The organism is Collinsella sp. AM12-1 (assembly GCF_003472325.1).
Lineage (GTDB): Bacteria > Actinomycetota > Coriobacteriia > Coriobacteriales > Coriobacteriaceae > Collinsella.
This window is the reverse complement of sequence record NZ_QRLS01000001.1, coordinates 235,286-247,607: the sequence shown is the minus strand read 5'-3', so window position 1 is coordinate 247,607 and position 12,322 is coordinate 235,286. Positions and strand designations below refer to the sequence as shown.

The 12,322-nt window shown below is 58.7% G+C and carries 11 protein-coding genes; 8 read left to right on the top strand and 3 right to left on the bottom strand.

Going from position 1 to position 12,322, the window contains the following annotated elements:
• Positions 1-206: 206 nt before the first annotated feature.
• A complete protein-coding gene (locus DW136_RS01015) occupies positions 207-1,568 on the bottom strand; it encodes an ATP-binding protein (protein ID WP_118288886.1) in 1,362 nt (453 codons plus the stop codon).
• Between the two features lie 107 nt (positions 1,569-1,675).
• Positions 1,676-1,825, bottom strand: a complete 150-nt coding sequence (locus DW136_RS09935) for a hypothetical protein (protein ID WP_158549138.1) — start codon at positions 1,823-1,825, stop codon at positions 1,676-1,678.
• 435 nt (positions 1,826-2,260) lie between these two features.
• Between DW136_RS09935 and arcC the strand changes: the two genes are divergently transcribed.
• The gene (gene arcC, locus DW136_RS01010; RefSeq protein ID WP_006235166.1) at positions 2,261-3,223 is read left to right on the top strand and encodes a carbamate kinase; all 963 of its coding nucleotides are present in this window, start codon (positions 2,261-2,263) and stop codon (positions 3,221-3,223) included.
• 134 nt (positions 3,224-3,357) lie between these two features.
• Here the strand turns inward: arcC and DW136_RS10080 are convergent, their stop codons facing one another.
• Positions 3,358-4,359 carry a C39 family peptidase gene (locus DW136_RS10080; RefSeq protein ID WP_233546505.1) on the bottom strand — a complete coding sequence of 334 codons (1,002 nt, stop codon included), beginning with the start codon at positions 4,357-4,359 and terminating at the stop codon, positions 3,358-3,360.
• Between the two features lie 58 nt (positions 4,360-4,417).
• On the opposite strand from DW136_RS10080, the gene DW136_RS09870 reads away from it, so the two are divergent.
• From DW136_RS09870 to DW136_RS00975, 7 genes are all read left to right on the top strand, one after another.
• The gene (locus DW136_RS09870; protein ID WP_147351626.1) at positions 4,418-4,645 is read left to right on the top strand and encodes a hypothetical protein; all 228 of its coding nucleotides are present in this window, start codon (positions 4,418-4,420) and stop codon (positions 4,643-4,645) included.
• Between the two features lie 69 nt (positions 4,646-4,714).
• A complete protein-coding gene (locus tag DW136_RS01000) occupies positions 4,715-6,166 on the top strand; it encodes an APC family permease (protein WP_117634438.1) in 1,452 nt (483 codons plus the stop codon).
• A gap of 131 nt (positions 6,167-6,297) precedes the next feature.
• Complete coding sequence (locus DW136_RS00995) at positions 6,298-7,575, top strand: amidohydrolase family protein (RefSeq protein WP_117634436.1); 1,278 nt, start codon at positions 6,298-6,300, stop codon at positions 7,573-7,575.
• A gap of 112 nt (positions 7,576-7,687) precedes the next feature.
• Positions 7,688-9,079 (top strand): sensor histidine kinase, encoded by a 1,392-nt coding sequence (locus DW136_RS00990; RefSeq protein ID WP_233502905.1) that lies wholly within the window; start codon positions 7,688-7,690, stop codon positions 9,077-9,079.
• 39 nt (positions 9,080-9,118) lie between these two features.
• On the top strand, positions 9,119-9,853 hold the full coding sequence (locus tag DW136_RS00985) for a LytTR family DNA-binding domain-containing protein (protein WP_117648125.1): 735 nt from the start codon (positions 9,119-9,121) through the stop codon (positions 9,851-9,853).
• A 92-nt stretch (positions 9,854-9,945) separates the two neighbouring features.
• Positions 9,946-10,890 (top strand): zinc dependent phospholipase C family protein, encoded by a 945-nt coding sequence (locus tag DW136_RS00980; protein WP_118288885.1) that lies wholly within the window; start codon positions 9,946-9,948, stop codon positions 10,888-10,890.
• A gap of 102 nt (positions 10,891-10,992) precedes the next feature.
• Positions 10,993-12,252 (top strand): MFS transporter, encoded by a 1,260-nt coding sequence (locus tag DW136_RS00975; protein WP_117767335.1) that lies wholly within the window; start codon positions 10,993-10,995, stop codon positions 12,250-12,252.
• Positions 12,253-12,322: the final 70 nt, after the last annotated feature.

Here is a 12,322-nt window from a genome sequence, read left to right as displayed (position 1 = left end):
TACGTGCGGCGGGGGTTCTTTCGTCCTGCGGAGTGTCCGCGAAGGTTAGACCTCAGATCCTGCTACGACTACGTCCTCGGATTGTGGGGCTGAACGAGGGGCGTGGTTGGTGGGGCCTTTTATCCCGGTCGCTGTTTCGCGGCTTTGCCGCGAAACCACGCGCTGCTTTGGGCATAGAGGGGGACCTGGTTGCGGACTCAGATGACCTAGAGAGATATGGGTGCAAACGAGAAATCGTTGTTGGGGTCGTCCTTTTCCATAAACTCATCGAGACAGAATGTCATATAGATTGGAACGTAAAGGATCTTGCCCTCTTTGCAAAGGTTTTCGTGGCTCAGCACAACGGCCTCGGGAATTTTGTACTCGCCCACACTCATCAAACGGTCGAGGGCTGCATGTGCTCGAACTTTCTTGCCCGATTTGACTTCGATTGGGACAACATGCCCGCGGGCACCTTCGATTACAAAGTCGACTTCACCGACCTCACGCGTTTGGTAGTACCACGTATCTGCTCCGAGGGCAACGAGTTCCTGTGCGACCACGTTCTCATAGAGGCCGCCGAGGTTGGGGGTTTTCATGTCAAGGTAGACGGCGCGTGCCGTGCTGCCGGGATACCGCGATGCGAGCATACCTGTATCGGACTCGTATAGTTTAAAGGCGGTCGCCTTCTCTGTCCTCTTAAGAGGACTCCGGGCCTCCGTCACCTGGGCGACCATCAAACCGACGCCCGCGTTCACCAGCCATAGGAAATCCTGCTCGTATTTTTGAAGGCGAGCTCCCTCACCCAGAGACGAAACAACAAAGCGATGAGACTCCGCCTCAAGCTGAACGGGAATTTGCTCGAAAATCGACCGAACGTTAAACGCTCGAGTCGATGCATATTTAGAGATATCGCTTTTGTACTGATCGACCAGCTGAATTTGAAGCTCACGCGTCCTCACGAGTGAATAACCCGAATCGATATAGTTCTGTACGACCTCCGGCATGCCGCCGCAAACGATATAAACTCTAAAGTTTTTGAGCATCGCCTCATGAATATAGTTTTCGACGGGACGCCTCTCGACAAGGCAGCTGCGGATGTCTGCAAGCACATTCTCACTGATGCTGTTTGCCCAACAAAACTCTTCAAAATCCATTGGCCGCATAACAATGTGCTCGACATACCCCACCGGGAAAGAAGAGATCCCCTTAAACTCAGTCCCAAGCATAGACCCCGAGAAGACATAGCTAAAGCGCCCGTCCTCGACCAGCGCCTTCATAAGTGTAACGATCTGCGGATACTCCTGAATCTCATCGACGAAGATAAGCGTGTCTCCTTCAACAAGCGGTGCATCCGCAAGAAGGGCCACACGGTTGATGAAGTCAATGGAGTTCTTAGCGCCAACAAGTACGTCTCTTGCCTCGGCATCGAGTAGCAGATTGACCTCATAATACGAAGCGTAGTTGCTCTTTCCAAACGCGCGAATTGCATAGCTCTTGCCAATCTGACGCGCGCCAGTAACAAGCAACGCTTTATTGGATTTGTTCTTCCAGCTCAAAAGCCTGTCAGTGACCTTACGGCGTAGCATTAAAACCCCTCAATGACAAAAATTGGCAAATAGATTTGACCCTAATCATACAAAAATTGGCAGATAGATTTGACCCAAATCATACAAAAATTGGCAAATAGCAAAGCTCACTTAGGCCTCAAAGCCAGCGAGCCAGCACGGTACTTTGCGAAAAGGCTGGCGGCGCCGTTGTTGAGGGTGGCCAGGTTGACAGTGGCGCCGTTAGCGTTCTCGGCTGCTTGGGCGCGCAGGAGCGAAAGGGCGTCGGTAGCGTTCATGCAGAAGCCGACGGTAAAGTTCCATACTGCGAACTCGCAGTCGCTTGCCGCGGGGTGAAGCGCGATCGGCTATCCCTTATGTTGGATGAAAAGCCCCATGTTTTTGCAGGGGTGCATACTCGTCAAATTAATGTATAGAATCGCGTATAGTGCGAGTAAGATATTGCGCTGTCCGTTTTGTGTTTAGCAAAGATATAGTTTGCATAATCTGGTCTAATCCCTGCTCTATTTAAATAAAGTTGCACGTAAATGGCGTAGATATGCCTGAACTGGGCTTCTTTACGCTGAGCGGGTAAAATCGACCGTTCGCCGCTTAGGTATTTTCAAAATGAATAAAATGAGCGATAAAGAGAATATAAACCTTAATAAACTCGCGTATCGCACGGACGCGGGTTATTAATGGGTTGTAGGCCTTTTACAGAAAGGATTCCAGCAATGTCTAAGCCTCTTGGCAAGCCCGATCGTATTGTCGTCGCCCTCGGCGGCAACGCCCTCGGCAACAACCCCGTCGAGCAGATCGAGGCCGTGAGCAACACCGCCCACGCTCTCCTTGGTCTTATCGAGCAGGGCAACGAGATCATCATCACCCACGGCAACGGCCCGCAGGTCGGCATGATCCAGAACGCCTTCGCCGCTGCCCACGATGCCATCGGCACCCCCGAGATGCCGCTGCCCGAGTGCGGCGCCATGTCCCAGGGCTACATTGGCTATCACCTGCAGCAGGGCATCGGCCGCGAGATGCACAAGCGCTATAAGCGTTGGCACGCCGCCACCGTCGTCACCCAGATCGAGTGCGACCCGGACGATCCCGCGTTCAAGAACCCGACCAAGCCGATCGGCCCCTTCTACACCGAGGAGCAGGCCAAGGAGTTCATGGCCGAGGATCCCTCCAAGGTCTTCGTCGAGGATTCCGGCCGCGGCTGGCGTCGCGTCGTCGCTTCCCCCGATCCCAAGAAGATCGTCGAGGCTGACTCCATCCTCAACCTGCTCGACAACGAGTTCATCGTCATCGCCTGCGGTGGCGGCGGCATCCCCGTCGTCCGCGACTACGAGAACAAGGGCTGCTACAAGGGCGTTCCCGCCGTTATCGACAAGGACCTGGGCGGCGAGCTGCTGGCCGAGGACTGCGACGCCGACGTTCTGTTCCTGCTGACCGCCGTTGAGCATGTCGCCATCAACTTTGGCAAGCCCAACCAGGAGGAGCTCGAGGACCTCACCGCCGACGAGGCCGAGCGTCTGGCCGACGAGGGTCAGTTCGGCAAGGGTTCCATGGAGCCCAAGGTCCGTGCTGCCATCAAGTTCGCCCGTTCCCGCAAGGGCCGCACCTGCATCATTGGCGCTCTGGACAAGGCCGCCGAGACCATGGCCGGCCTCTCCGGTACCCGCATCCACGAGTAGTCTCTACTCTGTTGCCTCTCTCGTGGGCGCCAGGCAAAGCGCCCACAAACTAGCCTCTCTTCATGAGCCCCGCGGTCCGCTCCGACTGCGGGGCTTTTGCTATTCACCTAGTCATTGGGGACATTCTTAAACGACTAGTAGTAGGCCCACATGGCTTCGACTTCGTTGAGGACCTCTACGACGCCCCAGCGACGGGCGCTGCGGCTGGCCGAGTTGGGATCGTAGACGCCAATCTGGTTGGCATCGTCGATGCCGTAGAGCACGATATAGTGGCCTACGTTGGTAAACGTGCCGGGGCGCACTGCGGCGATGACGGGCGCACCCGAGCGAAGTGCTTGGGTAATCGATTCGCGATTGTTATAGAGCTGTGTTCCGTTGAGCCCCAGCTGCCACGCACCGCCTGTCATAAACGACCACTCGGTGGCACCAGTGGGGGCGTAGTTGCCGGCTTCGGCCAGTGCGCATATATCGACCGGCGTCTTATCGGTGTGGCCGGTCTTAAAGATATAGACCATGGTGAGGCAAGTGGGACCGCAAGCGTTTTCGCGAATAGTGCCACCGGCATAGGGCAGCTCCGACCATGCGGGGTAAATTTGGTAGATGTGGGGCATGGTGCCGGCACTCCACTGCGAGCGTGGGGTCGAGAACGCAAAGGAGTAACCGGGTGCGACGGGAGCTTTAAGCAGCTTGTCCTCGGCAGTGGGCTCGAGACCGGCTGATCCGTGAGAGATACAGGATCCCAAAAACACAAAGACGAGGCAGGCGGCGATGGAGCAAAACGCAAGGCGTAGGCGGCGGGCCGGAAGCGTGTGGCTTGTGGTATGCGACGCGGGGTGAGGGGCGGAATTGCCGCGATCGCGTTGAGATCGCGAAAAGGAGCGCTTAACGTAGTAGTCGGTCTTACGGCGATCGTAGCGGCGTGGCTGCGATGTGTCGGTCTGGCGTTGGCGTGTGCTCGTACTCATGCGGTCTGACTGCTGCACGGTACGGCTTTGTTGCAGCGAAGAAGCCCCGAGCTGCTCTTGGGGGCGCTGCGGGTTGTCGTTGTCGGAGGTGCTTCTGGGCGTTGGCGTGGTGCGGCCGGCAAGGCGCACGCTTTGTGGCCGTTGGTCGCCGTCATTGTATCCATATGCCATTCGAATCACCTTGCCTCATGTGTAACTTGTCTATCCTACATAAAAAGAGGCGCGACACATGGGTATGTGCGCCAAAAGCCTGACAAATGGTATGAACGTTGCCGCGCCGCGCGCCAAGCGTCACGGCAACAGGTATTCAAAAGCAGACAAGATGAAAGCGTCCAAGACGAATGACGTCTTCCGCCGTTCGTCCCAAAAACGGCGCCGCTCGTTTTGCAGTTCTGCCTTCGGTCGAGCCACAAGCGGCGCTGCTGTGCCAAGGCCGTATCTTAAAGCCATGGAATAAAAGCGCGCGGCAAAACGGACCGCGCAAGGGGTGACGCCAGGGGGCGTCAAAAAGGAAAGGAGGGGAACAATGGCGGACAAGAACGCAGAAGTTGCAGTCGAGGACAACGGCGGCATGAAGAAAACGCTTTCGCTCTGGAACTTCTTCACCATCGGTTTCGGTGCCATCATCGGTACCGGTTGGGTTCTGCAGGTCGGCGACTGGATGGTCGTGGGCGGCGGTCCCGTTCCCGCTATGATCGCATTCCTCTTGGGTGCAATCTTCCTCGTGCCCGTCGGAGCTGTTTTCGGTGAGCTCACGGCTGCTATCCCCATCTCGGGCGGCATCGTCGAGTATGTCGATCGTAGCTTTGGCCGTACGATGAGCTACATCACCGGCTGGCTCCTGGCCCTGGGCAACGGCATCCTGTGCCCGTGGGAGGCCATCGCCATCTCGACCCTCGTGTCCGAGATGTTCGGCAGCCTGCCCGGCCTTGAGTGGCTGCGCGCCGTCAAGCTCTACACCATCCTGGGCGCCGACGTTTACCTGTTCCCGACGCTAATCGCGCTCGGCTTTGCAACCTACGTCATCTTCCTCAACTTCCGCGGTGCCAGCTCGGCCGCCAAGCTGCAGGCCTTCCTGACCAAGGCCCTGCTCTGCGGCATGCTGCTCGCCATGGGCGTCTCGCTGTTCACCGGCTCGCCGGACAACGCCATGCCCGTGTTCTCCCAGGTCACCGGTGCTGGCGGCGGCAAGCCCGCTACCGAGGGCACCAGCCTGTTCGCAGGCATCGTTTCGGTCCTGGTTCTGACCCCGTTCTTCTACGCCGGCTTCGACACCATTCCTCAGCAGGCTGAGGAAGCAGCCGAGGGCCTCAACTGGAACAAGTTCGGTAAGATCATCTCCTTGGCTCTGCTGGCCGCCGGCGGCTTCTACATGGTCTGCATCTACTCGTTCGGCACCATCCTCGACTGGCATGAGTTTGTTAAGAGCCCGGTTCCCGCGCTTGCCTGCCTCAAGGGCATCAACATGCTCCTGTACCTGGCCATGCTCGTCATCGCCACGCTTGGACCCATGGGCCCGATGAACTCCTTCTACGGCGCCACGAGCCGCATCATGCTCGCCATGGGCCGCAAGGGTCAGCTGCCCGAGAAGTTCGCCGAGGTCGATCCCAAGTCCGGCGCTCCCAAGCTCGCCTGCGTCGTTCTGGGCGTCATCACCGTCGTCGGTCCGTTCCTGGGCAAGAACATGCTCATCCCTCTGACCAACGTGTCGGCCCTCGCCTTCATCTTCTCCTGCGGCATGGTCGCCCTCGCTTGCCTGCGTATGCGCTTCACCGAGCCCGACCTGCCTCGTCCCTACGAGGTGCCCGGCGGCAAGTTTGGCATCAGCCTCGCTATCGTTGCCTGCGGCACCATCATTGGCCTGCTCGTGATCCCGTTCTCTCCCGCCTCCCTCAACATGGTGGAGTGGAGCATCGTGATCGGCTGGCTGGCTGTTGGCCTGGGCCTCATGGCCTTCACCAATTCCCGCAAAAAATAACGCCTAGCCGGGGCGGATCGGGTGCGCGGGGCCCTCTCTCCCGCGCACCGAACCCGGCACCACTTGGGTAGTTTTGTGAGGCCTTAACCCAACGCGGCCTCGCCCACTATATGGATCCATAAGGAGGAACCATGTCCACTAAGTATGCAATCGTTGGCGGCAAGCTCATCGACGGTACCGGTGCCGAGCCGGTCGAGAACTCCCTCGTTCTCGTCGACGACAATGGCAAGATCGAGTACGCCGGTGTCATGCAGGACCTTCCCGAGGGCGTTGAGGTTATCGACGCCGCCGGCAAGACCGTCCTTCCCGGCCTGATCGACACCCACCTGCACTTCTCGGGCAACCTGACCGACGATGACACCGACTGGGTCATGCAGCCGCTCCTCGAGAAGCAGGCCGTCGCCGTCAAGCAGGCCTACGACTGCCTCACCCACGGTCTCACCACCGTCTGCGAGATCGGTCGCTTTGGTATCCAGATCCGCGACTGCATCGACAAGGGCGTCTTCAAGGGCCCGCGCGTTCTGGCAACCGGCCTTGGCTTCTGCCGCGTTGCCGGCCACGGCGACTCCCACCACTGCAGCCAGGAGCTCAACAAGGAATCGCACCCCTGGGGCGATCAGGTCGACGGTCCTTGGGATCTGCGTAAGGCCGTCCGTCGTCGCCTGCGCGAGAACCCCGATGCCATCAAGATCTGGGCTACCGGTGGCGGCATCTGGCGCTGGGACTCCGGCCGCGACCAGCACTACTGCTCCGAGGAGATCCAGGCCGTGGTCGAAGAGGCAAAGATGGTCGGCATCCCCGTGTGGAGCCACTGCTACAACAACCACGCCGCTGCCTACGATTCCGTTCGCTTTGGCTGCGAGCAGTTGATTCACGGCTTCGATATCGATGAGCGCACCATGGACCTCATGGCCGAGCAGGGCACCTTCTTCACCCCGACGATCGCCTTCCTGCCCACTTGGTACGCCACCTATCCGCCCGTCTACGTCCCCGAGCTGCACGACAAGTACGAGGGCACCCTGGTCGAGAAGGAGCTGCAGCGCAACTACGACTGCCTGCGCGAGGCCAAGAAGCGCGGCGTCGTCATGACGATCGGCTCCGACTCCTTCTCCTTCGTCACCCCGTACGGCACCTGCTCTATCGAGGAGATGTACGAGTTCGTCGACAAGATCGGCTTCACCCCGGTCGAGACCATCACCTGTGCCACCCTCAACGGTGCCAAGATGTGCCACATCGAGGACGAGACCGGTTCCATCGAGGCCGGCAAGTGCGCCGACCTGCTGGTCGTCAACGGTGACGTCGCCGCCGACATCCACGTGCTCAACACCGACAACATGGACGTCATCATGAAGGACGGCTGGATCGTCGAGGCTGGCACCTTTGGCGAGGCCAACAAATACAGCGCCTAAGATACCGTTTGTCGATGGCTGGATGTAAAACACAGTTTTTGATTGCATAATGCAATGGAGAGGGTCGCTTGCGGCCCTCTTTATTGCTATGGGGTGCGTCAGTAAGAAGGAGATGACGGTGGATCTCAATAGGCTGATTCTGGGCAAGAGCTACAACTCTACCAAGGTCTTTCGTACCGCTCAGCATGTGGTTCAAGCCATCTTGCTCGGTATTGTCGTTCCGCTGCTTATCCTGCTGCTCATCTGGGATCTAACCGATAATCCCAATCCCGTTCCGGCCGTTGTCGTCATTGCCGGCTTGGTCATGCTGTGCTTCTTCTTCTCGTACGTCTTTGTCGTTCCCGACGACCTCACATCGAGCGCTACCGACCGCACGCTCGCCATCGCGTCGAAAATATTCGCCTACACGTCGCGCGGCCTTACGCCCGAAGCTGCCCTGGGCGCCTCTAAGATCATCCTGTCCGAAACCATCGCCTCTGCCATCTGCTTTACCGACGGCAAGCAGGTGTTGGCAAGCTGGGGCGAGGACTCGGCAAAATGCCCCGCGGGCACCCCGGTGGTGCTGCGGACCACGCTCAATGTGATCAACAGCGGTGAGCAAAGCGTTTTCTCGCGCGATGCCTCGACCGAGACAGGTGGCTACTTTCCGCGCCTGCGCGCCGGTATTGTCGCACCGCTTACCGTGCGCGGGCATTGCGTGGGCACGCTCGAGCTGTATTATCCCCGTCTGAGCAGCATCGATATGCGCCAGACGGCGCTCGCCTCGGGCTTTGCCGACCTCATTTCCACGCAGCTTGCGAGCTTTGAGCTCGAGCGCCAGGACGAGCTTACGGCCCGCGTGGAGCTGCGCGCCTTGCAATCGCAGGTCGATCCTCATTTTCTGTTTAACACCATCAGCACCATTGTGTCGCTCGTACGTACCGAGCCGGACAAGGCCAGGTCGCTGCTCATCGACTTTTCCAATTACTACCGTCAGACACTGTCCGATTCCGATACCCTCACAACGCTCGAGCACGAGGTGGAACAGGGCACTCGTTACATCAACCTTATGCAGGCCCGGTATGGCGACGGCCGTCTGCGCGTCTCGGTCGATATCGACTTTGAGGTGCGCGACAGCATGGTGCCGCCGTTTATCTTGCAGCCGCTGCTCGAAAACTGCATCAAGCATGCGCAGCGCGAGACCGAGCCGCTTTCTATTCGTGTTAGGGCTTTTGAGACCGATGACGGTCTGGAGATCATCGTCGAAGATGACGGCATCGGTATGAGCGAAGAAGTCTGCGCGCACCTGTTTGAGCAGCATCGCCGAGAGGAGCCCGAGAGCATTACCGCCGACGGCTCCATCAAACGAGGCTGCGGCCTGGCGCTCTTCAACGTGCTTCAGCGCATCCATTTCTTTTACGGGGAAGATTCTGGCATGCGCGTGAAGTCCCAGGAGGGCGTGGGAACGCAGGTCATCGTCGAGCTGAACGGCGAGCCGCATGAGCCGGCGCCGATGAAGGTGTAGCGCGCGGTTGGATTGAGAGAAAAAAGAGGGGAAGCGCATATGTCCGAGGGATGGAACATCTTGGTGGTTGATGACGAGCCTCCTATTAGGGCTGAGCTACGCTATCTATTGGAAAAGGATACGCGTGTGGGTCATATTGCCGAGGCGGGCAATGTCACCGAAGCCGTGGAGTCGATTCTGTCGAACAAGCCCGACGTGTTGTTTTTAGACATTACCATGCCCGGTCGCTCGGGAATTGAGCTTGCCGAGACGCTGCAGAACCTAAAGACGCCGCCGGTCGTGGTGTTTGTGACGGCATTTGCCGAGTATGCGGCTGATGCCTATAACCTCGATGCCGTCGATTATGTCGTCAAGCCGGTTGAGGACGCACGCCTGTCAAAGGCACTCGACAAGATCGAGGCGGCCTTGGGCGTCCGTCGTGTTATCCACGCTCCGCGCCAGCCTTTGCGTCTGACGGTGGACCGCGGGGGCAAAAAGGTGTTCATTCCCGCCGCAGACGTTTGCTACTTTGAGGCGCGCGCCGATTTTTGCAACGCCATCTGCGCCGAGGGAACGTACCTGATCAATGAGTCGATCTCTTCGCTCGAGCGTCGCTTGGACTCCGAGGGCTTTATTCGCGTTCATCGCAGCTACCTGGTCAATTTGGAAGACGTGCACAATGTTGAGATTGGCTCCACGGGGTTGATGGAGCTCAGGCTCGACCGCGTGAACTCGACGGTACCGGTGTCCCGTCGTCGTGCCGCCGAGGTCAAGTCGCACCTGGGGCTTGCGTAAGAGGCTTGCGTGCTGTCGTTTACCATCGCAGGTTTGGCATGGGCGCGCGGTGGGCATAATGGGTGGCATCGAATGAAATCGAAAGGATCATTATGCCCGCGCTTATCACCCATCATCTGTTTGGCGAGGAAAGCATCGACCGTCTTCCGCAGGGCGTCATCACGTCCGATGAAGAGCGCATTGCCTTTATCTTGGGCAACCAAGGCCCCGACCCGTTTTTCTTTCACATTCTGACACCGCGTGTTTCCGACTGCACGCTGCTGGCGCAGGTCATGCATCGGTCGCGCATGTCTCGCCAGTTCGCGTGCCTGCGCGACGGCGTGTCGCATCTGCTGCCGCGCGATGCCAGCTTGGGTCGTGCCTTTGCGCTGGGCCTGCTGTCTCATTACGTGCTCGACCGCAACGCTCACCCCTTTGTCTATGAGCAGCAGTTTGGCATCGTGGAGTCCGATTCAGAGCTTGAGGATTCGAGCAGTCAGGTCCATGCCGTGATCGAGAGCGACCTGGATGTACTGATGCTGCAGCTTAAACGCGATGGCGCTACGGTCGACGATTACCCGCCGGCGGGCGAGATCGTCACCACCGATCGCATCAATCGCGTGGCCGGCGTGCTGATGAGCTATGTTGCCGGACGCGTGTACGGCATTGACATTCCGGCGGGGGAGTACGCCGGCGCCGTAGCCGACATGCAGCTGCTCTACCGTACTATCGAGCCGGCTGGTTCGGCCAAGACGCGCGCGATTGCCCTGCTCGAGGGCTTGGTGCACGATTATTCGCTGCTCGACGGCCTTGCGCACCGCGTGACGACCGAGCTGCCCGAGCGTACCGGCAACCTGGGCCACTTGGCATGGAAGAACCCCTTTACTGATGAAGTCTCGACCGAGAGTTTCCCCGAGGTCTTTGACCGCGCGCTGGTCGATTACGAGTGCACGGTCGCCCGCTTTATCGAGACCGGCGATATGGAAGCCGTGACCAACCATGTCAATTACAGCGGTCGCGTGCTCGGCGCCGACGAGGAGTTCGACCGCGAGGAGTAGGGCTCGTGCGTGCCCCCTTTGCCGAATCCTTACCGGCGCCTCTGGACAATTGGGGTACGATGAACTAACTGCATATCGGGCGAATACGAAGGGGCCCTGTCCATGAAATACACCAAGCTCGAGCGTAACTGGGTTATGTACGATGTGGGAAACTCGGCCCTCGTGCTGCTCAATACCTCGGTGGTGCCCATCTACTTTAACGCCATCAATACCGGTGCTTCCTCGGCAGACCTGGTGGTCGCCTGGGGCAATGCGCAGACGATCGCCTCGCTGGTCATCGCCATGCTCATGCCCATTCTGGGCGCGCTTGCCGACTACGCCGGCAACAAGATCAAGTTCTTCTTGGGCTTCTTCCTCACGGGCCTGGTGCTCTGCCTGGCGCAGGCTATCCCAATGTCCGCCATGGCATTTTTGACCGTGTACGTGCTGTGCACCATCGGCCTTAACTCTTCTATGACGTTCTACGACGCCATGCTGCCCGACATTACCACCGACGAGCGCATGGACGCCGTGTCCAGCTCGGGCTATGCCTGGGGCTACATCGGTTCCACCGTGCCGTTCGTCATCTGCCTTGCGCTCATCATGGGTGGCCCCGCTCTTGGCGTCCCCACCATGCTGGCAACGCGTCTGTCGTTTATCATCACTGGTGCCTGGTGGCTCATCTTTACCCTGCCGCTCATTCGCACCTATAAGCAAAAGTACGGTCGCGAGCGCGGTCCCGAGGACACCATCGGCCACATCGTGGGCGGTGTGTTCTCCGAGGTCGGACACACCATGCGCGAGATCGCCCACAACAAGACCGTGCTGGTCTACATGATCGCGTTCTTCTTCTATATCGACGGTGTGCACACGGTCATTTCTATGGCCACCAGTTACGGATCGGCCTTGGGCATCGATTCGACGCAGCTGGTCCTGGCGCTGCTCGTCACGCAGTTTGTTGCTTTTCCGTCTGCCATCATTTACGGCAAGCTCGCCGGCCGCGTGGGCACGCTCAACATGATCTTGGTGGCAGTCGCCGCCTATATGGGCATCGTGCTCTTTGCCGCGTTCTTCCTCAAGACCGCCTTTGAATTCTGGGTGCTTGCCATTTTGGTCGGCCTGTTCCAGGGCGGCGTGCAGGCGCTCAGCCGTAGCTACTTTGGCCGCATTATTCCCAAGGAAAAGTCCAACGAGTACTACGGCTTCTTTGACATCTTTGGTCGTTATGCAAGCGTTATGGGCACCTTCCTGGTGTCGGTCGTCACCTCGCTGACCGGCAACCCGTCGCTGGGCGTCCTTTCCATTGGTGTGCTGCTGGTCGTTGGCTTTATGCTGCTGGTCCGCCTGTCCCGCATGACTCGGGCGGCAGAGCATGCCGCATAGGAGCGAGCGGCTATTGTGCCTGTCCACGGTACTCTTTTGGGGTTATCCGCAATAAACATTGCGACTTGCG